Raw genomic sequence first — 23719 nt, forward strand, 5'->3', positions numbered from 1 at the left:
TTCACGCCCCCCGCCGCGGGGCCGTGGGCCGGGCGCTCACCCGTGCAGCCGGGCCCCGCAGTGCGGCCAGGGACTGGCTCCGCGCCGCAGGTACAGCTTCTTCGCCCGGAAGGTCTGCTCGGCCGCGGGAGCGTCCTGGGGGCGGCCCTTGCCGCCGAGGGCGTGCCAGGTGCGGTTGTCGAACTGGTAGAGCCCGCCGTAGGTGCCGGAGGGGTCGACCGCGTGGGGCCGGCCCCCGGACTCGCAGGCCGCGAGGGCGGCCCAGTCCAGGCCGTCGGCGCCGTCGACGGACATCGGGAGCGGCTTCGTGCCGACCTTCACCAGCTGCGCCCGCGGCTCGCGCACCGTCTCGGCCTCGATGCGGCGCCGCCGCTCCCGGACGCCGTTGACGGTCCGCAGGGCGTAGGTGACCCGGCGCGCCCCGGGCCGCCCGGCCTGCTCGACGACCTCGGTGCCCTTGAACAACGAGGGGTCCTGGGTCCGCCGCACCCCGTACGGGATGGCCTCCTCGCGGACCTCCCTGCTGCCGGTGATCCGCATGACGGTGACCGTCTGACCGTCGCGCGGGAAGCTGCCGGGTGGCGCGGAGGTCGTGTCCTGCCCGCGCAGGGTGATGCCGGCCTCCTCGACGGCCTCCCGGACGCTCGCCGCGTTCGTGCGGATGGTCCGTGCCCGGCCGTCCGCCATGATCGTCACCATGCGCTCGGTGCGGACGGCGAGGTCGAGGCCCGCGCGTCCGATGGTGCGGGACCGCGACGCCGACAGGTACGCGCCCTCGGCGCGCACCCCCAGCTGTCTGAGCGCCCCGTCCACGGTGGGTTCCGTCGTCCACACCTGGCGCCGCTGCCCGTCGAGGGTGAGCTCCACGGGACGCCCGTAGTGGACGGCGACCTCGTCACCGCTGGCGAGCGGTGTGCCCGGCGCGGGCGCCACCACGTCGTGCGAGCCCACCCGCACGCCCTCCTCGGCGAGCAGTTCGGTGACGTCGTCCGCGAAGGTGTGCAGGGTGCGCGACTTCCCGTCGACGGTGAGTTCGATCGCCTTGTCGCTGGCGACGAACGCCGAGGTGCCGCCGGCCAGGAACGCGACGACGAGTGCCTGCGGGAGCAGCCGCCGGAGCGGGTCGGGGCGCTCGGCGGTCCGCCTGCGCCGGGCCGCGCGCCGCACCTCGGCCCGCCCGCCGGGCCGCGGCGCCCCCACGGCCGCCGGCGGCCGTCCGGCGCCTGCGTCCGGGCCCTGCCGGGGCAGCCGGGGCTCGGTCGGCGCCTCGTGCCGGGAAAGCAGGGGCTCCGTCGGCGCCTCATGGCGGGGCAGCAACGGCTCCGTCGGCGCCTCGTGCCGGGGCACCCCGGGCGACTCGTACGCGGGCCGGTAGGTGTCCGGGAAGGCGGGGCGATGCGGCTCCTCGCTCCCCCGCGGCGCCGCGGTGTCCGGGTACGGCGGCCGCTCGTCGTCGTACGGCGGCGCGTACGGCGGCGTCTCGTCCGGGTGCGGCGCTCCCGTCGCACCGGTGGTGACACCAGTCGTTCCATACGTCTCGTACTGCGAGCTGCTCACGACGACACGCTCCAGGGTCCGGAATGGGCGACCAGAACCTAGCGGAGCGGTCGTCACTCTCCCAAGCAACGCGACTACGCTGTGTCGCGACACTCCCCCGCGCATGACCCGTGCGTGACCAGGAAGAACCCCGGGAACCGTTATCCGTCAGTAATCGAACGCGCGCGCAGTGTTGGCGGAGATCGAGGTCGCCAGCGCGTCCTCGCCGATACCGCGCACCTCGGCCATGGCGCGCACCGTGACCGGAATGAGATACGGCGCGTTGGGCCGTCCGCGGTACGGCGCGGGCGTCAGGAAGGGCGCGTCGGTCTCGACGAGCACGAGCTCCAGGGGCGCCACCGCCAGCGCGTCGCGCAGCGGCTGGGCGTTCTTGAAGGTCATGTTGCCGGCGAAGGACATGAAGTAGCCGGCGCCGGCGCAGATCGCGGCCATGTCGGCGTCGCCCGAGTAGCAGTGGAAGACGGTCCGCTCGGGCGCGCCCTCCTCCTTGAGGATGCGCAGCACGTCGGCGTGGGCGTCGCGGTCGTGGATGACGAGGGCCTTGCCGTGCCGCTTGGCGATCTCGATGTGGGCACGGAAGGAGCGCTCCTGCGCCGCCTTGCCCTCGGGGCCCGTGCGGAAGTAGTCGAGTCCGGTCTCGCCGACGCCCTTGACCTGCGGCAGCGCCGCGAGGCGGTCGATCTCGGCGAGCGCCTCGTCCAGCGCGGCCTCGCCGCCCGGGCGGCGTGCGCCCTGCCGGGACCAGCCGTCGGGGTCGCCGTGCACGATACGCGGCGCCTCGTTGGGGTGCAGGGCGACCGTCGCGTGGACGGCGTCGTACGCGGCGGCCGTCTCGGCGGCCCAGCGCGAGCCCTTCACGTCGCAGCCGACCTGGACGACCGTCGCCACTCCGACCGACGCGGCCTTGGCGAGGCCCTCCTCGACCGTGCCGGACTGCATGTCGAGATGGGTGTGCGAGTCGGCGACGGGCACCCGCAGGGGCTCGGGGAGCGGGGGTGCGGCGTTCTTGTCGGAGGCGGAGGAAGGCATGCCCCGATCCTACGAAAGGGGCATGCCGGCCCTCACCCGAGGAAGGTCATCCCGCCTTGCGGTGCTGGAAGGGGTGCAGCAGGTCCGAGAGGTGCCAGTGGTGCGGCTCCTTCGGCTCCGCCGGGGCCGCGCCGTCGCCGCCCGGCTCCCGCGGCGCCTGCTCGGGCTGCCGGGGCACCGCACGGTGCGGGTGCGCGGCGTGCATGGAGTTCAGAGCGGAGGACACCTGACCGGCGCGCATGATGCGCACCACATGGCTGTCGCAGTTGAGGCAGGTGGGCCGGCTGAGCGGCGACGGCACGACGTGCCCGTTCGCCACGTACATCACGAACTCACTGCCCTCGGCGTCGAGGTGGTGCTCTATCTCGTACGACTGCTCCCAGCCGTGCCCGCAGCGCATGCAGGCGAAGGAGTACGACTCATGGACGACGGCGGTCGCCGCGCTGCGATGCCCGGTCTGTCCTGCGATCTCACTCATGCCAGCTCCTGTTGTCCGCTGGACGAGCGCCCCCGGCGAACGGGGGCGAGGGACGGGTGCGTCCCTTCAACCAGTGGACGCTTTCGCGCACGCGAACGCATCAGGCCTGTCGACTGTTGGATCCGTTTTGGCCGTTCCTTGTCGGAAAGGTCCCGCCACCCGGCCTGGGCTTTGCCTTGCGGCACCGCCCTTTGCCCTTCTATGGGGCGCTTCGTTCGGCATTCTTTGCCGCGACGACGGCATCGAAGACCTCACGTTTGGGAATACCTGCTTCCGCGGCCACCGCCGCGATCGCCTCCTTGCGCCGCTCCCCCGCCTCCTCACGCACCCGCACCCTGCGCACCAGCTCGGCGGCGTCCAGTTCCTCGGCGCCCTTCTGCGCGGCGCCCTCGACGACGACGGTGATCTCCCCGCGCACGCCCTCGGCGGCCCAGGCCGCGAGTTCGCCCAGCGGACCCCGCTTGACCTCCTCGTACGTCTTCGTCAGCTCCCGGCAGACGGCGGCGCGCCGCTCCGTCCCGAAGACCTCGGCCATCGCGGCGAGCGTGTCGTCGAGCCGGTGCGGGGCCTCGAAGTAGACGAGGGTGCGGCGCTCGTCGGCGACCTCACGCAGCCGCGACAGGCGCTCGCCCGCCTTGCGCGGCAGGAAGCCCTCGAAGCAGAAGCGGTCGACGGGCAGCCCCGACAGCGCCAGCGCCGTGAGCACGGCGGAGGGGCCGGGTACGGCGGTGACCTTGATGTCCTTCTCCACGGCGGCGGCGACCAGCCGGTAGCCGGGGTCCGACACGGACGGCATGCCGGCGTCGGTCACCAGCAGCACCCGCGCACCGCCGGCCAGCGCCTCGACCAGCTCCGGTGTGCGGGCGGCCTCGTTCCCCTCGAAGTAGGACACGACGCGTCCGGCGGGCTGCACGCCCAGCGCCTGGGTGAGCCGGCGCAGCCGGCGGGTGTCCTCGGCGGCGACCACGTCGGCCCCGGCCAGTTCCGCGGCGAGCCGCGGCGGCGCGTCCTCGATGTCGCCGATGGGGGTGCCTGCCAACACAAGGGTTCCTGTCACGGCTCCATCCTCGCAGGGCCCGGCGGCGCCGGTCGCCGCCCGCCCTGCCGCCGCCCCGCCCGCATTCCCGCGCGGGCACCCGCCCGGGAATCCGGCTCCGGCACCCGACCGGAATCCGGCTCGGGCGTGCGGCCGGAATCCGGCTCGGGTGTTCGCCCGGACAGCGGCTTCCACCCATTTACGGCCGGTGCACGGGACTCCCACAGACCTGTTCCCTACGATGGCGCGGTGACCAGTACCGCGTCCTCCACGGACACCCGGCAGGGGCAGGCCACCGACGCGCAGTGGCCGTCGTGGCAGCTGCGGCTGCGCCGCTTCGGCTACACGGCGCCGCCCAGAAGCGATGTGCGCGACCGGCTCGTACCGCCGTACGCAGAGCCCAGCCCGCGCATCTGGGCCACGCTCGGGCTGCGCCACGAGGTCGCGGAGCGCATCACGCGCTGGTCCGGCTGGGGCGGCCCGCTGCTGGTGACCCTGATGGCCGGGCTGATGCGGTTCTGGCACCTGGGCAGCCCGAAGGCGGTGATATTCGACGAGACGTACTACGCCAAGGACGCCTGGGCGCTCATCCACCGCGGCTACGAGGTCAACTGGGCCAAGGACGCCAACGACCTGATCCTCCAGGGCAACGGCCATGTGACCGTCCCGAGCGACGCCGCGTACGTCGTGCATCCGCCCGTCGGGAAGTACGTCATCGGACTCGGCGAATGGATGTTCGGGTTCAACCCCTTCGGCTGGCGGTTCATGACCGCGCTGCTCGGCACGCTGTCGGTGCTGCTGCTGTGCCGGATCGGGCGACGGCTGTTCCGCTCGACCTTCCTCGGCTGCCTCGCGGGCGCGCTGATGGCGGTGGACGGCCTGCACTTCGTGATGAGCCGCACCTCGCTGCTCGACGGCGTGCTCATGTTCTTCGTGCTGGCCGCCTTCGGCTGCCTGGTCGTCGACCGCGACCACGCCCGCGCCCGGCTCGCGGCCGCACTGCCCGCCGACGGGGACGGGGTGGTGCGCCCCGACGCGCACATCGCCGAGACGACCCGCCTCGGCCGGCGCCCCTGGCGCTGGGGCGCGGGCCTGATGCTGGGCCTGGCCATCGGCACCAAGTGGAACGGCCTCTACGTCCTCGCCGCGTTCTGCGTCATGGCGGTCCTGTGGGACGCGGCCTCGCGCCGGGTGGCGGGCGCCCGCCACCCCTACCTCGCGGCGCTCCGGCACGACACCGGCATCACGTTCCTCGCGACGGTCCCGGTCGCGCTGGCCGTCTACCTCACCTCCTGGCTCGGCTGGATCCTCTCCCCGGACAACGGCAGGGGCGGCTACTTCCGCAACTGGGCGGTGACCGACGGCAGGGGCGGTCACTGGACCTGGCTGCCCGACTGGCTGCGCAGCCTGTGGCACTACGAGCACGAGGTCTACAAGTTCCACGTCGGGCTGTCCTCGCCGCACACCTACCAGTCGAACCCGTGGAGCTGGCTCGTCCTCGGCCGCCCGGTCTCGTACTTCTACGAGTCCCCGCTGCCCGGCAAGGACGGCTGCCCCGCCGACGCGGGCGACAAGTGCGCCCGTGAGGTGCTGGCGCTGGGCACCCCGCTCCTGTGGTGGGCGGCCTGCCTCGCGGTCCTCTACGTGCTGTGGCGCTGGGCGTTCCGCCGCGACTGGCGCGCGGGCGCGATCGCCTGCGGCATCGCGGCCGGCTATCTGCCCTGGTTCATGTACCAGGAACGCACGATCTTCTTCTTCTACGCCGTCGTCTTCGTGCCGTTCCTCTGCCTGGCCGTCGCCATGCTGATCGGCGCGATCCTCGGCCCACCCGGCTGCGGAGAACGCCGCCGCGTGATCGGCGCGGCCGGCGCCGGCGTCCTGGTCCTGCTGATCGCGTGGAACTTCATCTACTTCTGGCCCCTGTACACCGGCACCTCGATCCCCATAGACGACTGGAGATCGCGGATGTGGCTGGACACCTGGGTCTAGCCGGGTGGACACACCAAGAGGGCGCGGCCGGTGGCCGCGCCCTCTTGGCCGTTGTCGGCCGTTGGCTGTCATGGTTGATCACCGTCGCACGGCCGGGCCGACCGCAGTGGCAGATCGCGGGCTACGCGACCGGACGGGGGTCACGCCCGCCAGGGCCAAGGACGGGAAGATCCCGACCCGGCACCCGGGGCATCAGCGCACGTCGACGTAGTCGGCCGTGCTGGTGGCGACGCCGGTCGTCGAGTTGCCGTAGTACACCCAGCGGTAGTAGCCGTCGACCGAGGCGGTGACCGTGGTCTTCAGACCCCCGGTGCTGCTGGTGGTGCCCTTCTTGACCGTCTTGTACGTGTCGGCGCCCTTGGCGCGGAACTGGAGGCTGACCGTACGGCCGCTGTAGGCGTCGTACTTCTTCGTGGCCCAGTTCGCCCGGGTGACCTTGCCGGTGACGGTGATCGACTTGCCCTTGGTGACCGGCTCCGGCGAGGCGTCGGTGGTCGCCTTGGCCGCGCGCTTCAGCTGAACGGTCGTGGACCGCGTCTCCCGCTCCCCGGCCTTGAGGCCGCCATCGGCCTTGAACAGCTTCAGCGAGACTCCCACCTTCCAGGTCGTGGCGTCGCTGTTGGAGTCGACGTGATCCTGACTCGGGTGCGGGTCGATGTAGAGGTTGCCCTCGCAGCGAGCGTGCTTGGCGTCGCTCTCGTAGCAGGTGTAGCCGCCCGGCCCGATGAAGTTCTCCCCGGTGTCGGCGGCCGTCTGCATGCTGCCGCGATACAGGAAGGGGTACGCGTCGTAGCGGAAAGGGTCGGCGGTGCTGTACCCGGAAGGCAGCGCGATGTTGAAACTGATGGGCGGCTCCACCACCTTCGTCGTGCCCACGACGATCGGCTTGCCGTTGTTGATGACGATGTCCGACACAGTGATGCCTGTGTCCGCTGCCTGAGCCGTCGGCGCGTTCAGCACCGAGAGCCCCAGCGCCCCCACGAACGTGGCCACCGCCACGGTTCGTCTGCCTGTCTTCATTCACACCTCTTCAGGAGGATGCCGATACAAGAGGCGGCAGCCTATCCGGCGAGTTCATGACGTCTGTCCAGCGACCAGCCAGCTCACCACCCCGCAGCACATCCCTCCCCGGCAACGAACCGGGCACCGACCACGCCGGGCACCCTCGACGCGGATCCGACCGACCGGCAGGACACCGCCGCGCGAGGCCGGCCTCCGTCGGCCGGCCTCGCGCGGCGCACGGGCGGTCCCGGCTAGTCGAGCGTCACGACCAGGCCTCCGGTCCGTGCCTGCTCGTGCGTGATCCGCTTCTTCCCGTGCCAGCCGACCTGCACCGAGTACGACGCCGATCCGCCCGGCACCCCGCGCACGGCGATCGGGAAGACACACGCCGGGGAGTCGTCGTAGGCGCCGCTTCCGAGCGACCCGGTCGCGACGACCCGGCCTGCCGAGTCGTAGACGGTCACCAGTGCGCCCTTGTCGACGTCGGAGAACTCGTGACTGCCGCTGCAGGACCCCGTGGCTCCGAGGCCGCCCTCGATGCGCGCCTGCCCCACCAGCGTGAACGCCCGGTCGTCGTCGGGCCCGGACAGATTCCATGCCAGCGCGACGGCACCCGAACCGACCACGAGCCCGGCAACCGCCGACACCACCAGGGCGCCCCGGAACCGACGCCCCCGTGCGGTTCCGGATCCCGCCGGCGCCGAGGCGGGCGGCGGAGCGACCGCGCCGTCGACTGATTCATCAGACATGTGCGCAGCATGGCATCGAGCGGCAGCGCCGTACGTCACAGTCGCATCACGGCCACCACCCGCCCGTCCTCCGGTCCGCCGAGAGCGACTCGGCCGGCCAATCCCCAAGAGGTGCGGGCGAGTCGGGGCCGCCGGCGATCACCGCTCAGGATGCGGCCGCGCAGCCACCGGTGCGCCGCCGTCCGTCAAGTCACGGATTCCCCTGCCCCGCGATCACGGGGCATGACGGGCTTCGCACAGCGGGAGCTAATGGGTCATACGGCTCATACGGAGCAAGTGACCCGCCCGCATCGTCCGGCACAGCCGCGGCGGTGCGGTGCATGGGACGCGTCCCCCATCCCCCGCACGAAAGGCGGTGGCCGTCATGCCCCCCGCTTCCACCCACCCCCTGCGCGTCGAAGCGACGCTGGACCCCCGGCTCACCCGATGGATGTGGCTGGTGAAGTGGCTCCTCGCCGTCCCGCACTACGTCGTCCTGTTCTTCCTGCAGATCGCGTTCCTGCTGGTGAGCGTCGTCGCGTTCTTCAGCATCCTCATCACCGCGCGCTATCCCCGGCCGCTCTTCGACTTCAACGTCGGGGTCATACGCTGGAAGACGCGCGTCGACTACTACGCCTCCGTGGTGCTCGGCACCGACGAGTACCCACCGTTCACACTCAAGGACGTGCCCGGCTACCCGGTCCACGTCGACGTCGCCTATCCCGCGCGGCTCTCACGCGGGCTGGTCCTGGTCAAGTGGCTGCTGGCCATCCCGCAGTTTCTGTTGATCGCGGTCCTGGTCGGCGGCGGCCTGACCACCTACCGGTACCTGCAGGACTACGGCCCCCTCTCCTTCGGCGTCATCGGCCTGCTCTCCCTGATCGCGGTGGCGATCCTGGCGTTCACCGGGACCTACCCGCGCGGCCTGTTCGATCTCCTCATGGGCCTGGTGCGCTGGATACTGCGCGTGCTCGTCTACGTGTTCCTCATGACCGACGAGTACCCGCCGTTCCGGCTGGACACGGGCGGGCACGAACCCTCCCCGGCGATGCAGCCGGCCGGCGGCTGACGGTCCTTCCCTCGCCCCCGGCGCTCCGACCCGGTGCGAGGGCGCGGCGATCAGCCGCGCCCTCGCACTGTTCGCACAGACCCATGAATGAACAACGTTCAAGAGTGTGGCCCGTTGTCCGGTTCGATCCTGTTTCTGATCTCTCTTCGGACAACATCTGGAAACTCCGGTCACGGCTCTCACTTCCCCGGCCTACAGTGCGAAGCCTTACGGGGAGGGGCGGCGCGATGCGCAGAGGGGCGAAGGCTGTCGTCATCGGCAGCGTGTTCACGGTGATGGTGGGGGGCGCCGGGTACGGCGCGTACAACCTGGTGACCGCGGTCAGCGGGGACGGGGGCATGGCCGAGCCGGCACCCGTGAAGACGGGTCCGCCGAGCGGCGCGGAGGTCAAGGAGACCAGCCGCGCCTTCTTCACCGCCTGGGAGAAGGGCGACGCGGCCAAGGCGGCGCAGTACACCAACTACGCGACGGCGGCCGAGACGTTGCTGGCCTCCTACAGCGCCGAGGCCCGTCTCACGAAGGTACGGATCACACCGGGCACGCCGTCCGGCACGACCGTGCCCTTCTCGGTCAGCGCGACGGTGTCGTACGAGGGGAAGAGCAAGCCCTTCTCGTACGACTCCGAACTGAGCGTCGTGCGGGGCGAGACGACGGGGAAGGCACTGGTCGGCTGGAAGCCGTCCGTCGTGCACCCCGACCTGAAGGACGGGGACACGCTGGTCACGGGCGAGTCGGCGAACCCGGCGATCGAGGCCGTGGACCGGAACAACGTTGTCCTGACGAAGGAGAAGTACCCCTCTCTGGGGCCGATCCTGGACGCGCTGCGCGACAAGTACGGTGACACGGCGGGTGGTTCGCCCGGGATCGAGCTCGCCGTCCGGCACGGCGACCAGAGCCCGGACACCCCGCTGGTGGTGCTCGCCAAGGGGCGCGCGGGCAAGGTCCGCACCACACTCAGCGCGAACGCGCAGGCCGCCGCGGAGAAGGCCGTCCTTCGGTACGACGAGTCGTCGGTGGTGGCCGTGAAGCCGAGCACCGGCGAGGTCCTCGCGGTCGCCAACCACCGCGAGGACGGCTTCAACGCGGCCTTCCTCGGCAAGCTCGCCCCCGGCTCCACCATGAAGATCATCAGCGCCGCCATGTTCATCGACCGCGACGTCACGACGGCGACGGGGCCCGCGCCTTGTCCGCCCGACGCCGTGTGGCAGAGCCAGACCTTCCACAATCTGAAGGGGATGCAACCCAACGAGAACGCCACGCTGTCCGAGTCGTTCGCGCGCTCGTGCAACACGGCGTTCGTGAAGTACGCGGACGACCTCAAGGTCGACTGGCTCACGAACGAGGCGCAGCAGAACTTCGGCCTCGGCCAGGACAACTGGAAGACCGGGATCCCGTCCTTCGACGGCTCCGTCCCCGCCTCCGGGGGCCCGGACACGGCCGCCAACCTGATCGGCCAGGGCCAGGTCCAGATGTCGCCGCTGAACATGGCGTCGGTGACGGCGACCGCCATGACGGGCGTCTTCCGGCAGCCGGTCATCGTGCCGCGCGCCCTCGACGAACGTGAGCTGGCCAACGCCAAGGGCCTGTCCGCGGGCACGGTCGCCCAGCTGCGGGCCATGATGAACCGCACCGCGGTCAGCGGCACGGCCGCGCAGGTGATGGCCGGGCTCGGACCGAACTACGGCGCCAAGACCGGTTCCGCCGAGGTCGACGGCCAGGCGAAGTCGAACAGCTGGTTCACCGGGTACCGCAACGACGTCGCGGCGGCCGCCATGACCCAGGAGGGCGGTCACGGGGGCGACGCCGCCGGTCCGATCGTCGCAGCTGTGCTACGAACCGGTGGCTGAAGTCACCCCGGACGGAGCGGGACCCTAGGGTGGTGGTCATCGTTGGAAACATGAGGCCACGGGGGCACCAGGGTATTCAGCGGAGGACGAGTAGCTGTGGGCAAGAGAAGACGCGTCGCCGAGCGGCAGAAGACGAAGCAGCCCGCCGTGCTCGGCGGGGTGATCGCCGTCGTCGTGGTCGGCGGGGCGTTCGGCGTCTACAGCCTGTACGACGGCGGAGCGGCGGCCGACGAGGGATCGCAGGCCACCACCCGCAAGGCCGTGAAGACGGGTCCGCTGTCCGCGTCCGAGGTGCACAAGGCTTCGACGGCCTTCCTCACCGCCTGGCAGAGCGGCGACGTGGCGAAGGCCGCCGCGGCCACCGACGACTCGGCCGCCGCGACCACCACGCTGACCGGCTACGCCAAGGAGGCGCACATCACGGGTGTGACGCTGACCGGCGGCACGCGGTCGGGCGCCGCCGTCCCGTTCTCCGTCAAGGCCACCGTCACGTACAAGGGCAAGAGCAAGCCCCTCGCGTACGACTCGAAGCTGACGGTCGTGCGGCGCGCGAAGGACGGCGTCCCGCTGGTCGGCTGGGCGTCGTCCGTCGTCCACCCGGACCTCCAGGACGGCGACCGGCTCGTCACCGGCGAGTCGGGCACGCCCCCGGTCAAGGCCCTCGACCGTGACGGCAAGGAGCTGACCGCCGCGAAGTACCCCTCGCTGGGCACGGTCCTCGACGGACTGCGCGAGAAGTACGGCAAGACGGCCGGCGGCAAGGCGGGCATCGAGCTGCGCGTGGTCCGCAAGGCCGCGAAGAAGGGCACGCAGAAGACCCCCGACAAGACCCTGCTGGCGCTGAGCGAGGGCACGCCGGGCACCGTGGAGACCACGCTCAGCCCGGCCCTCCAGTCGGCCGCCGAGCGTCAGGTGGCCGCCAAGGAGAAGGCGTCGGTGGTCGTGATGCGCCCGTCGACGGGTGAGATCCTCGCCGTCGCGAACACGAGTCACGGCTTCAACACCGCCTTCCAGGGCTCCCTCGCGCCCGGCTCCACGATGAAGGTGATCACGGCGTCGCTGCTGTTCGACAAGGGGCTCGCCTCGGCCGACAAGCCGCACCCGTGCCCCAAGACCGCGACGTACGGCGGCTGGAAGTTCCACAACGACGACGACTTCGAGATCAAGAACGGCACGTTCAAGGCGAGCTTCGCGCGGTCCTGCAACACGGCCTTCATCACCCAGGCGAAGGAGCTGAAGGACGACGACCTGACCAAGCAGGCCCAGCAGGTCTTCGGGATCGGGCTGAACAACTGGTCCATCGGGGTGCCGTCCTTCGACGGCGCCGTGCCGGTGCAGAGCAACGCGCAGATGGCGGCCGAGCTGATGGGCCAGGGCGGCGTCCGCATGAACCCGCTGAACATGGCCTCGATCGCCTCGACCGTCAAGGCCGGCACCTTCCACCAGCCCTACCTGGTCGCCCCGTCGGTGGACCACCGCACGCTGGCCAAGGCGAGCCGCACCATGTCCGCCTCGACCCTCTCGCAGCTGCGCGAGGTCATGCAGTACACGGCGGGGTACGGAACCGCCGCGGAGGCGATGTCCGGCCTCGGCCCGGACTACGGCGCCAAGACGGGCTCCGCCGAGGTCGACGGCCAGAAGAAGCCGAACGGCTGGTTCACCGCGTGGAAGGGCGACCTCGCGGCGGCGGGCGTCGTGCAGCAGGGCGGGCACGGCGGCGACACGGCCGGACCGATCGTGGCGGCCCTGCTCAAGAGCGGAAGCTAGACCGTCCCAAAGAGCGCTGTCAGTGGCCGGCCCTACGCTCCGGGCATGACGTTCCCGCTCCCCGAAGGACTGCCCGCCGGCCGCCTGACGGGCACCCCGGACGGCACCCCGGTCATGTGGTGCTCCGAGAGGCCCCCGGCCGACCCGCTTGCGGCCTGGACCGGCCACCAGCGGCAGCAGGCCGCCACCGGTCTGCTGCCGGTCCTCTGCTACTCCGACGTCCGCCCGGCCCCCTTCGACCCCGCGGAGGTCGACGCCTTCGACCTCGAAGCCGAACTGGCCGAGAACTGGGCCGAGTACCGGCGGCGCAGGTTCGCGGAGCCCGACGTGCCGCCGGAGCCGTTCGACTGCCCCGAGGACGTCGAGCCGTGGGAGGACGACCCCGGCCCGCCCTTCGAGCAGTGGCCCGGACTCGCCCCGGCCACCCTGCCCGGCAGCGGCGTCGACCCCGACGAGGCCGCCCGGGCGGCCTTCGCACAGCTGGTGGACGACGACCCGTACACGCTGACGGAAGCCTGCCTCGGTCTCGTCGCCGCGGCGCGGAGCGCCGACATCCCCGCGCTCCTCGACTGGTACGGCGGCGCTCCGAAGACCTTGCTGTGCGCCCTGCTGCGCAGCTGGGAGGACCGCTTCGGGGCGCGGGTCCTCACCCTGGTGGGGGCGACGCTGTACGTCTCCGTGGCAAGCCCGCCGCGCACCCTGGAACAGGCCGAACGCGTCGCCCTCGAACACCTCCTGACCACGGCCGACAACATCGTGGACGACCCGCCGACGCCGTTCCCCCGGTACGCGCAGTCCCTCGTCGGCGCTCCGCTGTGGCGCTTCTGGTGGGACTAGGTCCTGTCCGGCCCTTCCCGCGCGCGGGGGCGGCCGGAACTCGTTCGCGTGCCGCGTACACCGACCGCTAGCGTGCTGCTCATGACCGCCACGGAAGACAACGCCGCCCACCCACGTTTCGCCGAGGCCCTCACAGAGCTGGGGCTGGACGAGCTGAACGCACGCATCCGCCGCTTCCCCGACGCGACCCGTACCGCCGCCGAGGCGGCCGCCGCGATCGGCTGCGAGCTGAGCCAGATCTGCAAGTCGCTGATCTTCGCGGCGGACGGCGTGCCGGTGCTCGTGCTCATGGACGGCGCGTCCCGGGTCGACCTGGAGCTCGTCCGCAAGGAGCTCGGAGCCGAGAAGGTGACCCGGGCGCAGGCCGCCGTGGTGCGGGAGACCACGGGGTACGCGATCGGCGGCGTACCGCCGTTCGGCCACCGCACCAGGACCCGTGTGCTGGCCGACCGTTCGCTGCTCGCCCACGACACGGTGTGGGCCGCGGCGGGCACCCCGTACGTCGTCTTCCCGATGGACCCCGAGAGCCTGGTCGCACACGCCGGGGCCACGCTGGCGGACGTGCGCGAGCAGACCGCGTGACCCCTGTCGTCACCGCGGCCGTCCTGCTCGCCGCGGTCACCCACGCCTGCTGGAACGCGATCGCGCACCGCATCAGCGACAAGCTCGTCGGCTTCACGCTGATCGCGGGCGGCGGCATGCTGATCGGCCTCGCCCTGGTGCCCTTCGTGCCGTTCCCCGCGTCCGGGGCCTGGCCGTACCTGATCGCGTCGGCCGTGATCCATGTCGCGTACTACGTGCTGCTGATGCGCTCGTTCCGGCTCGGCGACTTCGGGCAGGCCTATCCGATCGCCCGCGGCACCGCCCCGCTGATCGTCACCGCGCTCGCGGCGGTCTTCGCGCACGAGGTGCCGGACGGCTGGGCGGCCGCGGGCATCGCGCTGTCCTGCGCGGGACTGACGGGTGTGGCCCTGTGGGGGCTGCGCGGGCGCCGGCCCAACTGGGCGGCGATCGGGGCGGCGTTGGCGACCGGCGCGTCGATCGCCGCGTACACCGTCGTCGACGGTCTGGGCGTGCGCGCCTCGGGCTCCTCCCTCGCGTACATCGCCTGGCTGATGGCCGTCGAGGGCGTGGTGATCCCGGCGTACGCCGTGCACCGCTGGCGCGGCGAACTCGTCTCCGTGCTACGGCCGTTCGCGGCGGTCGGCTTCCTCGGCGCGGCGCTCTCCGTCGCGGCGTACGGGCTGGTCCTGTGGGCGCAGACCCGTGCGGAGCTCGCACCGATCGCCGCTCTGCGGGAGTCCTCGATCATCGTGGGCGCGGCCATCGGCGCCGTCTTCTTCAAGGAGCGGTTCGGGGCGCCCCGGATCGCGGCGGCCGGTCTGCTGGTCGTGGGCATCGGCCTGATGCTGCACGCCGGTTAGGGCCCGCGAGGACCCGGCGGGAGCGCGCGCGGGACGCGCGCCCCGTGGGGCGTCAGGCGTCGACCGACGCGCGGACCGCCCGGACCAGTGCCTGTGCCCGGGCGTCCGCGGTCACGCTCTTGCGGTAGCCGTTGGTGACGTAGCCGAACGCGATGCCCGACTCGGGGTCGGCGAAGCCGAGGGGGCCGCCGCGGCCGGGGTGGCCGAAGGATCCCGGGGAGAGCAGGGGCGAGGCCGAGCCGTGCAGCATGTAGCCGAGGCCGAAGCGGGTGCCCACGACCAGGACACGGTCGGGGCCCGCCGACTGTTCCGTGCGCGCGGCCGTCACGGTGTCCGGGGAGAACAGCCCGACGCCGTCCACCTCGCCGATCAGCGCGGCGTAGAAACGGGCCAGGCCGTCCGCCGTGGCGATGCCGTTGGAGGCGGGCAGGACCGCCGCCCGGTAGGCCGGGTCGTTCTCGTCCGGCAGCGGGGTGATGGCCGTGAAGGCCCTGCTCGTGAGGCTCTCCGGGTCGGCGTACGCCTCGAAGACGGCCCGCTTCGGGCGGGTCCGCAGGCCGCCCGGCGCCGGCGGGGCCTCGACCTGCGCGACCCGCCCGACCCGCCCGGTCTGCGCGTCCGGCAGCCCGACCCACAGGTCCAGTCCCAGCGGCCCGGCGATCTCGTCCGCGATCCACGCGCCGATCGTGCGCCCGGTCACCCGCCGGACCAGTTCGCCGGTCAGCCAGCTGTAGGTCTGGGCGTGGTAGCCGTGCTCCGTCCCCGGCTCCCACGCCGGTGCCTGCCGGGCCACGGCCGCGGCGGCCAGGTCCGGGTCGGCGGCCTCGGCGGGGGTGAGCGGGCGGTCGAGGACGGGCACCCCGGCCCGGTGCGCGAGCAGGTGCCGGACGCGCGTGTGCTCCTTGCCGTGCGCCTTGTACTCCGGCCAGTAGTGGCCGACGGGGGCGTCCAGGTCGAGTTCGCCGCGCTGGGCGAGCAGCAGCAGGACGGCGGCGGCGACGCCCTTGGTCGCGGAGCGCACGATCTGCGCGGTGCCGTGCTGCCAGGGTGCAGTGCCGTCGACGTCGCGGGTGCCGCCCCACAGGTCGACCACGCGCCGGCCGTCGCGGTACACGGTGACGGCGGCGCCCCGGTCCCCGAGGAGTTCGAAGTTGCGTACGAACGCCTCCCTGACCGGCTCGAAGCCCTCGGCCACTGTGCCGTTCACGTCCACGCCCGCGCTCCTGTCACCCACTCGTACCGCTGCCGACGGTGAGTGCAACACGCACGTACCGGCTCCGATTCCTGGGCCGGCCGCTCGGCGACCTCAAGGGCTGTCCCGTGATCCCCGGCGGGCGCACGACGACAGCTACGGCACCTCGCCGCGTTGTCGGATCGCCCGAATACGCCCAGTATGAGGACGCCCCTCCGCCTTGCGATGCACCGCATCCGACGCCGCACGCTGATCCACCGGGGATCACGGGACAGCCCTCAACCGAGCAGGATCGTGACCTCGATGTTGCCGCGGGTGGCGTTCGAGTACGGGCAGACCTCGTGGGCCGCGTCGACGAGCTTCGTCGCGAGTTCCTGGTCGACGACGGGGAGCGAGACACTCAGGGCGACCGCGAGTCCGTAGCCGCGCTGCTTGTTCGGGCCGATGCCGACCTTCGCGGCGACCGTGGAGCCGGAGAGGTCGTATCCGGCGCGGCGGCCCACCAGGACGAGCGCGTTGTGGAAGCAGGCGCTGAAACCGGCCGCGAACAGCTGCTCCGGGTTCGTGCCGTCGCCGTCGCCGCCGAGGGCGGGAGGCATCGCGACCTTCAGGTCGAGCCGGCCGTCCTGGCTGGTCACGTAACCGTTGCGACCGCCGTGCGCGGTGGCCTCGGCGACGTACATGATCTTCGTCGGGCGGGTGTCGACAGCGCTGCCATCGATCATCGCGGGACCTCCCCCTGAGCGTTTAGGACACGACGGGCGACACGGCGGCCACGACGCCGGGCAGCGGGGCAGGCGTCATGGCAGGCAATACAGCTGCGCACAAATGCATCGCGCACAAGATACCGACCGGTAGGCCGTGGTGTGCCGCCAGGGGGGTGGAAACCGCGGGTAACCCGGCACGGTGCCGCAACCTGGTGGGGCGACCGCCCGGATCACGGTGCCGCACCCCGGTGGGGCGACCGGCCGGATCTCGGTGCCGCACACCTGTGGGGCGACCGCCGGGATGACAGTCGCGACCCGGCAGGGCGACCGCCGGGATCAGCGAGCCCGCGCCGCCTTCCCCGCCCGCTCCGCCAGGTGGCCCAGCTCTTCCCGGAGCCGCTCGGCCTCGGCGCCGCACAGCCCCGTGGCCTCCAGCAGCGCCTGCGGTACGTCCGCCGCGCGCTCCCGGAGCATCTCCCCGCGGCCGGTGAGCGCGACGAGCACGGAGCGTTCGTCGCGCTCCGAGCGCTCGCGGCGCACCAGACCCGCCGACTCCAGACGCTTGAGCAGCGGCGACACCGTGCCGTAGTCGAGGTGCAGCGCGGTCGCCAGCTCCTTCACGGTGGTCTCGGCGCGCTCCCACAGCAGGAGCATGACCAGGTACTGCGGGTAGGTCAGGCCGAGTTCGTCGAGCAGCGGACGGTACGCGGCGGTCACCGCCCGCTGCGCGGCGTACAACGCGAAGCACAGCTGGTCGCCGAGCAGCAGGGACCCGGTGGGCGCTGCGGGCGCTGCTGTCTCGGGGTCCTGTCGATTCGTCACGCGCCCATTGTCACGGAGCGCGGGTCGAACCCGAAGGGCAGCTCCAGGCGGTGCGTGCGCATCAGCTCCTCGTCACCGAGCAGTTCGCCGGTCCTCCCGTCGGCGGCGATCACGCCCTCGCTCAGGACGAGGGCGCGGGGGCACAGTTCGAGGGCGTAGGGCAGATCGTGCGTGACCATGAGGACGGTGACGTCCAGCGAGCGCAGGATGTCGGCGAGTTCGCGCCGCGAGGCCGGGTCGAGATTGGAGGACGGCTCGTCCAGGACGAGGATCTCCGGCTCCATCGCGAGGACGGTCGCGACCGCCACCCGGCGCCGCTGTCCGAACGACAGGTGGTGCGGGGGGCGGTCGGCGAAGGCCGCCATGCCGACCGACTCCAGTGCAGTGCGGACGCGTTCCTCCAGCTCCGCTCCCTTGAGGCCGGCCGCGGCCGGGCCGAAGGCGACGTCCTCGCGCACCGTCGGCATGAACAGCTGGTCGTCCGGGTCCTGGAACACGATGCCGACCTTGCGGCGGACCTCCGCCATGTTCCGCTTGTCGACCGGGAGACCGGCCACGGTCACCGTGCCGGCGCCGCCGGTCAGAATGCCGTTGAGGTGCAGGACAAGCGTGGTCTTGCCGGCGCCGTTCGGGCCGAGCAGCGCGACGCGTTCGCCGCGCCCGATGCGGAAGTCCACGCCGAACAGGGCCTGGTGGCCGTCGGGGTAGGCGAAGGCGAGGCCGGAGACCTCCAGAGAAGCTGTCACAGTGTCCATCCCAGCAGACATACGACGAGGGCGGCGAAGGGCAGGGCGAGCGCGTGGGTCCACTGCGCCCGGGACGCGGTCACCTCGTCGATGACCGGCATGGAGCCGGCATAGCCGCGGCTCACCATGGCGAGGTGCACGCGCTCGCCCCGCTCGTAGGACCGGATGAAGAGCGCGCCCGCCGACTTGGCGAGCACACCCCAGTGCCGCACGCCACGTGCCTCGAAGCCGCGCGACTCCCGCGCGATGCGCATCCGCCGCATCTCGTCGGTGATGACGTCGCCGTACCGGATCATGAAGGAGGCGATCTGCACGAGGAGCGGCGGGAGCCTGAGCCGCTGGAGGCCGAGCAGCAGTTCGCGCAGCTCGGTGGTCGAGGCCAGCAGCACCGAGGCGGCGACGCCCAGCGTGCCCTTGGCCAGGACGTTCCAGGCGCCCCACAGGCCGTTCACGCTCAGCGACAGCCCGAGGACGTCCACCCGCTCGCCCTCGGCCACGAACGGCATCAGCACCGCGAAGGCGACGAACGGGATCTCGATCAGCAGCCGCTTCAGCAGGAACCCGGCGGGCACGCGCGCCGCGTACGCGACGGCCGCGAGGAGCACGGCGTACAGCGCGAACGCCCACATCGCCTCGCGCGGGGTGGAGACGACCACGACCACGAAGGCGAAGCACGCCGCGAGTTTGGTGTGCGGAGGCAGGGTGTGCACGGGCGAGTGCCCGTGGCGGTAGAGGCGGTGTGCGTGCCCCGCGCCCACGTCAGGCCACCTGGGAGGTGGACGAGGGGGACACGTCGTCGGACGTACGGCGCCTGCGGACCGCCCAGAAGACCGCGCTGCCCGCGACGACGGTGACGCCGACGCCGATCACGCCCGCGAGACCGCCGGAGATCCGGGCGTCGGAGACGTCCTTGACGCCGTATCCGGCGAGCGGGGAGTCCTCCGTCGCGTGCTTCTCGACCTTCGTGTCGATGCCCTTGTCCTTGGCGACCTTCTCCAGGCCGTCGGGGCTCGCGGAGGCGTAGAAGCTGACGAACCCGGCGAGGACGAGGGAGGTGACCAGGCCGGTGATCCACACCTTGCGGTGCGAGGAGCGGGCGGCCGCCGGCACGGGGGTGGCGGCCGGGGCGTCGACGAGCTCCCCGTCCACCCGCAGCCTGAGCCGCTGCTGGAGCCCGCGCGCGCCGTACACCAGGTCGGGGCGGACGGCGATGACGGCGCCGACGGTCAGCGCGGTGATCGCGGCCTCGCCGATGCCGATGAGGACGTGCACGCCGATCATGGCCGTGGCGACCTTGGCGATCGGGACGTCGGTGGTGCCGCCGACCGCGTAGATGAGCGTGAAGGCCACGGCGGCGGCCGGGACGGACAGCAGCGCGGAGATGAAGGCGGCGACGGTCACGGACCGCCGCTTGCGGGGCAGCACCTTCACCAGGCCGCGGAAGGCGGCGTAGGCGACGACCGTGGTGACGATCGCCATGTCCGTGATGTTGACGCCGAGCGCGGTGAGACCGCCGTCGGCGAAGAGGATGCCCTGCATCAGCAGGACGACGGAGACGCAGAGGACCCCCGTGAAGGGGCCCACGAGTATCGCGGCCAGGGCACCGCCGAGCAGGTGTCCGCTGGTCCCGGCGGCGACCGGGAAGTTCAGCATCTGCACGGCGAAGATGAAGGCCGCGACCAGGCCGGCCAGCGGCGCGGTCCGCTCGTCGAGCTCACGGCGGGCGCCGCGCAGGCTCACGGCGACGGCACCGGCGGCGACCACTCCGGTGACCGCGGAGACCGGGGCGTTGATGAATCCGTCAGGTACATGCACCGTTCGATGATAGTGCCTTGTTGCGAACGACTTGCAAGAGCGATGCACCATCGAATAAAGCGGAATCGCTTTTACGCTCCCGGAATCTTGCCGTCAAGGGTCTCCAGAGAGCGATTTCCGTGAGATGTGGCACATTGGACGTGGTGGCGGATTCACACATTCCGCTCACGAGCACGCAGCGTAAGGAGTCGGTCCATGCACGCCGTTGAACAGTACGCCCGCGCCCACATCGTCACCGATACCGCCGACTCCCTCGACGACGAGCGCCGGACCGTGCCGGTGGCCCTCCGCTACGACCCCGAGGACGACCCCCGCCAGGTGCACATCACGCTGCCCGGCCCCCATGAGTGGACGTTCGAGCGCGAACTGCTGGAACAGGGCCTGCGGGGACCCGTCACCAGCGGCGACGTCCGCGTCTGGCCCTGCGGCAGGGTGCAGGCGGTGATGGAGTTCCACTCGCCGAAGGGCGTGGCACTGGTGCAGGTCGACTCGAAGGCGCTGCTGCGCTTCCTGCGCCGCACCTACACGGTCGCCGGCACCCCGGTCGCCCACTGAGAAACGACGGCTGCCGGGCCCACCACGGGGGTGGGCCCGGCAGCCGTCGTTTCGTCGACCGTCGGACGGGAAGCGTCCCGTCCGACGGTGACCGGAGGATCAGACCCCGGCCAGCGCCCGGTCGTCGTCCTCGTCGCGGCGTCCGCCGTCGAGGTCGCGCAGGCCCTCGCCCTCGACGTCCACGTTGGGCAGCGAGCGGTCGAGCCACTTCGGCAGCCACCAGGCGCGCTTGCCCAGCAGCGCCAGGACCGCCGGGACGATGGCCATGCGCACGATGAACGCGTCGAAGAAGACGGCGATCGCGAGACCGAAGCCGATCATCTTGATCATCGACTCGCTGGAGCCGATGAAGCCGGAGAAGACGGCGATCATGATGACCGCGGCCGCCGTGACGACCCGCGCACCGTGCTTGAAGCCGGTCACGATCGCCTGGCCCGGCTTCTCTCCGTGGACGAACGCCTCACGCATCCGCGTGACGAGGAAGACCTCGTAGTCCATCGCCAGACCGAAGACCACGCCCACCATGAAGATCGGCATCATCGACATGATCGGGCCGGTCTCCTCGACGCCCATGAGGCCGGACAGCCAGCCCCACTGGAAGACCGCGACGACCGCGCCGAGGGCCGCCATGACGCTGAGCAGGAAGCCGAGGGCCGCCTTCAGCGGGACCAGGACCGAGCGGAACACCACGATCAGCAGCAGGAACGCCAGGCCGACGACCAGCGCCAGATAGGGCACCAGCGCGTCGTTGAGCTTCTGCGAGAAGTCGATGTTCATCGCCGTCGAGCCGGTGACCAGGACGGTCGCGTCGGTGTCCGCCTTGATCTCGCCGCCCGCGTCACGGATGGAGTGCACCAGGTCCTCGGTCTTGACCGAGGACGGCTTGGTGTCGGGGATCACGGTGATCGTCGCGGTGTCGCCGGCCTTGTTGTACGCCGCCGGGGTCACCGTCACGACGCCCTTGAGGTCCTTGACCTTGTCGGACACCTCGTCGACGGCCGACTTCGGGGAGTCGCTGGACTTGGCGTCGACGACGACCATCAGCGGGCCGTTGAAGCCGGGGCCGAAGCCGTCCGACAGCAGGTCGTACGCGCGGCGCTGGGTGGTCGACGTCGGCTGCGAGCCGTCGTCGGGCAGACCCAGTTCGAGGGAGGTCGCCGGGACCGCCGCCGCGCCCAGACCCACGATGCCGAGGAGCAGCACGGCGAGCGGACGGCGCACCACGAAGCTCGCCCAGCGGGTGCCCATGTTCGGCCGGGGCGCCTTCCTGGCGGCGCGCCCGCCACCGAGCAGCCTGCTCTTCTTGCCCGCGGGCTGGACCTTGCGGCCCGCGTAGCCGAGCAGGGCGGGGATCATCGTCAGCGCGATCAGCACCGCGATGGCGACCGTGCCCGCCGCCGCGACACCCATCTTCGTCAGCATCGGGATGTTGACGACCGACAGGCCGACCAGGGCGATCACGACCGTCAGGCCCGCGAAGACCACCGCGGAGCCCGCGGTGCCGACGGCCCGTCCGGCCGCCTCCTCGCGCTCGCGGCCCTCGGCCAGCTCGGCCCGGTAGCGGGAGACGATGAAGAGGGCGTAGTCGATGCCGACGGCGAGGCCGATCATCATGGCCAGGGTCGACGTGGTGGTGCCCAGGTCGAGGGCGTTCGCGAGGGCGGCGATGGTGGAGACGCCGATGCCCACGCCGATCAGCGCGGTCAGCAGCGGCAGTCCGGCCGCGATCAGCGAGCCGAAGGTGATGACGAGGACGACCGCGGCGATCGCGATACCGATGATCTCGGTTGACCCGGTCTCGGGCGTCGCCTGCAGGGCGTCACCGCCCACCTCGACGGTCAGCCCGGCGTCCCGCGCGTCCTGCGCGGCCGTTTCCAGGGCGTCCTTCGAGGAGTCCTCCAGCTCCATGCCGGAGACCTTGTACTTCACCGCCGCATAGGCGACCGAGCCGTCCTTGCTCACGGCCTTCGCCTTGAACGGGTCGGCGACGGAGGTGACCTCCGAGCCGCTCGCGAGCTCCTTGACGGTCTTCTTGACGGTGGCCTTGTTGGCCTTGTCCGTCATCTTCTCGCCGCCCGGCGCCTTGAAGACGACGCGCGCGGTCGCTCCGTCGGCGCTCATGCCGGGGAAGCGGTTCTCCAACAGGTCGAAGGCCTTCTGCGCCTCGGTGCCGGGGATCGAGAAGGAGGACGGGCCCGGTGCGGGCGCGGAGGCGGCGCCGACGCCCGCGAGCGTCAGCAGCGCCACCCAGATCAGGGCGACGAAGTGCCGTCGCCGGAAGGCGAGTCGGCCGAGTTTGTAGAGGAACGTGGCCACGAGGGCGTTCTCCCGGTCAGGTCGTGGGATGGCAGGGGCTGGTGTGATCGCCCGGTGGGGCAGGGGTGATCAGCCCGACGACGTGAGCGGTCGCGTCAGGTGCGCTGGCGGGGACAGATCAGAAAGTGGTGAGTCAGGCGCCGAGAGCGGGGAGGATCACGGCGTCGACGTAGGAGGCGAGGAACTCCTGGGTGGGCGGTCGCTGGTCGATGATTCCGCGCACCGCGAAGGCACCGATCAGCATGTGCAGCACGTAGTCCTGCGCGGGGTTGTCCGGGCGGATCTCCCCGCGCTGGACGGCGCGCCGCAGTACCGCGCGCAGTTCCTCGGTCTCGGGATCGATGATGAGCTCCCGGAAGGCCTGCAGGAGATCGGGGTTTCCGTGCAGTGCCATGGCCAGGCCCCGCATCAGCGCGGAGTTCTGCTCCATCTGACAGTCGTCCTCACGCGTCACCATCGCGTGGAAGTCGCCCCGCAGGGACCCGGTGTCGACATCGCCGGCAGACGTCTTCTGGTGCCGGATCGCCTTGGCGACCAGCTCGGCCTTTCCGCCCCACTGACGGTAGAGGGTGGCCTTGCTGGACCGGGTGCGGGAGGCCACGGCGTCCATGGTGAGGGCGTCGTAGCCGACCTCGCGGAGCAGGTCGAGCACGGCGCCGTACAGCTCGGCCTCGCGCTCCGGCGTGATCCGACTGCGGCGCACCGTCGCGGCTTCAGCCATCCCACTCACCTTCCCTGCTCCGAAAGACTGCGTGTACATCTTCTGTGTACGTCCATGAAGATACCCTCAACGCAAGCGAAAC

22 protein-coding genes are annotated in these 23719 nt (G+C 71.6%); 8 read left to right on the top strand and 14 right to left on the bottom strand.

Annotation, left to right across the window (positions count from 1 at the left end; genetic code table 11):
- Positions 1–36: 36 nt before the first annotated feature.
- From ACSYGO_RS21200 to rsmI, 4 genes are all read right to left on the bottom strand, one after another.
- The gene (locus tag ACSYGO_RS21200; RefSeq protein WP_460387243.1) at positions 37–1557 is read right to left on the bottom strand and encodes a ubiquitin-like domain-containing protein; all 1521 of its coding nucleotides are present in this window, start codon (positions 1555–1557) and stop codon (positions 37–39) included.
- A 147-nt stretch (positions 1558–1704) separates the two neighbouring features.
- Positions 1705–2586, bottom strand: a complete 882-nt coding sequence (locus tag ACSYGO_RS21205; RefSeq protein ID WP_426677733.1) for a TatD family hydrolase — start codon at positions 2584–2586, stop codon at positions 1705–1707.
- A gap of 46 nt (positions 2587–2632) precedes the next feature.
- A complete protein-coding gene (locus ACSYGO_RS21210; protein WP_426677732.1) occupies positions 2633–3064 on the bottom strand; it encodes a hypothetical protein in 432 nt (143 codons plus the stop codon).
- A gap of 199 nt (positions 3065–3263) precedes the next feature.
- Positions 3264–4121 carry a 16S rRNA (cytidine(1402)-2'-O)-methyltransferase gene (rsmI, locus tag ACSYGO_RS21215; protein ID WP_095934891.1) on the bottom strand — a complete coding sequence of 286 codons (858 nt, stop codon included), beginning with the start codon at positions 4119–4121 and terminating at the stop codon, positions 3264–3266.
- 228 nt (positions 4122–4349) lie between these two features.
- Between rsmI and ACSYGO_RS21220 the strand changes: the two genes are divergently transcribed.
- Positions 4350–6089, top strand: a complete 1740-nt coding sequence (locus ACSYGO_RS21220; RefSeq protein WP_426677731.1) for a dolichyl-phosphate-mannose--protein mannosyltransferase — start codon at positions 4350–4352, stop codon at positions 6087–6089.
- Positions 6090–6281: 192 nt separating this feature from the next.
- Here the strand turns inward: ACSYGO_RS21220 and ACSYGO_RS21225 are convergent, their stop codons facing one another.
- Positions 6282–7109 carry a hypothetical protein gene (locus ACSYGO_RS21225; RefSeq protein ID WP_432176399.1) on the bottom strand — a complete coding sequence of 276 codons (828 nt, stop codon included), beginning with the start codon at positions 7107–7109 and terminating at the stop codon, positions 6282–6284.
- Positions 7110–7342: 233 nt separating this feature from the next.
- The gene (locus ACSYGO_RS21230; RefSeq protein ID WP_432189699.1) at positions 7343–7840 is read right to left on the bottom strand and encodes a hypothetical protein; all 498 of its coding nucleotides are present in this window, start codon (positions 7838–7840) and stop codon (positions 7343–7345) included.
- Positions 7841–8204: 364 nt separating this feature from the next.
- On the opposite strand from ACSYGO_RS21230, the gene ACSYGO_RS21235 reads away from it, so the two are divergent.
- The 6 genes from ACSYGO_RS21235 (at position 8205) to ACSYGO_RS21260 (ending at position 14763) form a co-directional block, all read left to right on the top strand.
- Positions 8205–8888 carry a DUF4389 domain-containing protein gene (locus ACSYGO_RS21235; RefSeq protein ID WP_432176401.1) on the top strand — a complete coding sequence of 228 codons (684 nt, stop codon included), beginning with the start codon at positions 8205–8207 and terminating at the stop codon, positions 8886–8888.
- 227 nt (positions 8889–9115) lie between these two features.
- Complete coding sequence (locus ACSYGO_RS21240; RefSeq protein ID WP_460387244.1) at positions 9116–10735, top strand: penicillin-binding transpeptidase domain-containing protein; 1620 nt, start codon at positions 9116–9118, stop codon at positions 10733–10735.
- 96 nt (positions 10736–10831) lie between these two features.
- On the top strand, positions 10832–12502 hold the full coding sequence (locus ACSYGO_RS21245) for a penicillin-binding transpeptidase domain-containing protein (protein ID WP_460387245.1): 1671 nt from the start codon (positions 10832–10834) through the stop codon (positions 12500–12502).
- A 45-nt stretch (positions 12503–12547) separates the two neighbouring features.
- Positions 12548–13339 (top strand): DUF4253 domain-containing protein, encoded by a 792-nt coding sequence (locus ACSYGO_RS21250; RefSeq protein ID WP_435220445.1) that lies wholly within the window; start codon positions 12548–12550, stop codon positions 13337–13339.
- An 81-nt stretch (positions 13340–13420) separates the two neighbouring features.
- Positions 13421–13921, top strand: coding sequence for a YbaK/EbsC family protein (locus ACSYGO_RS21255; RefSeq protein WP_460387246.1), 501 nt, complete (start codon positions 13421–13423; stop codon positions 13919–13921).
- Positions 13918–14763, top strand: coding sequence for an EamA family transporter (locus ACSYGO_RS21260; RefSeq protein WP_426677724.1), 846 nt, complete (start codon positions 13918–13920; stop codon positions 14761–14763). The genes ACSYGO_RS21255 and ACSYGO_RS21260 overlap by 4 nt, the downstream gene beginning before the upstream one ends.
- Positions 14764–14815: 52 nt before the next feature.
- On the opposite strand, the gene ACSYGO_RS21265 is transcribed toward ACSYGO_RS21260, so the two are convergent.
- From ACSYGO_RS21265 to ACSYGO_RS21290, 6 genes are all read right to left on the bottom strand, one after another.
- The gene (locus ACSYGO_RS21265) at positions 14816–15976 is read right to left on the bottom strand and encodes a serine hydrolase domain-containing protein (RefSeq protein WP_435220446.1); all 1161 of its coding nucleotides are present in this window, start codon (positions 15974–15976) and stop codon (positions 14816–14818) included.
- Between the two features lie 257 nt (positions 15977–16233).
- Entirely contained in the window at positions 16234–16680 is a 447-nt protein-coding gene (locus ACSYGO_RS21270; RefSeq protein ID WP_359496395.1) for an organic hydroperoxide resistance protein, read from the bottom strand.
- 318 nt (positions 16681–16998) lie between these two features.
- Positions 16999–17484: a MarR family winged helix-turn-helix transcriptional regulator gene (locus ACSYGO_RS21275; protein WP_426677722.1), complete on the bottom strand. Its 486-nt coding sequence runs from the start codon at positions 17482–17484 to the stop codon at positions 16999–17001.
- Positions 17481–18239: an energy-coupling factor ABC transporter ATP-binding protein gene (locus ACSYGO_RS21280; protein WP_435220447.1), complete on the bottom strand. Its 759-nt coding sequence runs from the start codon at positions 18237–18239 to the stop codon at positions 17481–17483. The genes ACSYGO_RS21275 and ACSYGO_RS21280 overlap by 4 nt, the downstream gene beginning before the upstream one ends.
- Positions 18227–18988: a cobalt ECF transporter T component CbiQ gene (cbiQ, locus tag ACSYGO_RS21285; protein WP_028804876.1), complete on the bottom strand. Its 762-nt coding sequence runs from the start codon at positions 18986–18988 to the stop codon at positions 18227–18229. Before cbiQ ends, ACSYGO_RS21280 begins: the two co-directional genes overlap by 13 nt.
- Before the next feature lies 1 nt (position 18989).
- Positions 18990–20045: an energy-coupling factor ABC transporter permease gene (locus ACSYGO_RS21290; RefSeq protein ID WP_460387247.1), complete on the bottom strand. Its 1056-nt coding sequence runs from the start codon at positions 20043–20045 to the stop codon at positions 18990–18992.
- Between the two features lie 195 nt (positions 20046–20240).
- On the opposite strand from ACSYGO_RS21290, the gene ACSYGO_RS21295 reads away from it, so the two are divergent.
- Entirely contained in the window at positions 20241–20600 is a 360-nt protein-coding gene (locus ACSYGO_RS21295; protein ID WP_426677718.1) for an SsgA family sporulation/cell division regulator, read from the top strand.
- Positions 20601–20699: 99 nt separating this feature from the next.
- Here the strand turns inward: ACSYGO_RS21295 and ACSYGO_RS21300 are convergent, their stop codons facing one another.
- Together ACSYGO_RS21300 and ACSYGO_RS21305 are read right to left on the bottom strand one after the other, a co-directional pair.
- Positions 20700–22916, bottom strand: a complete 2217-nt coding sequence (locus tag ACSYGO_RS21300) for an MMPL family transporter (RefSeq protein ID WP_426677717.1) — start codon at positions 22914–22916, stop codon at positions 20700–20702.
- Positions 22917–23049: 133 nt separating this feature from the next.
- Complete coding sequence (locus ACSYGO_RS21305) at positions 23050–23637, bottom strand: TetR/AcrR family transcriptional regulator (protein WP_426677716.1); 588 nt, start codon at positions 23635–23637, stop codon at positions 23050–23052.
- Positions 23638–23719: the final 82 nt, after the last annotated feature.

This window comes from Streptomyces krungchingensis (assembly GCF_054729265.1).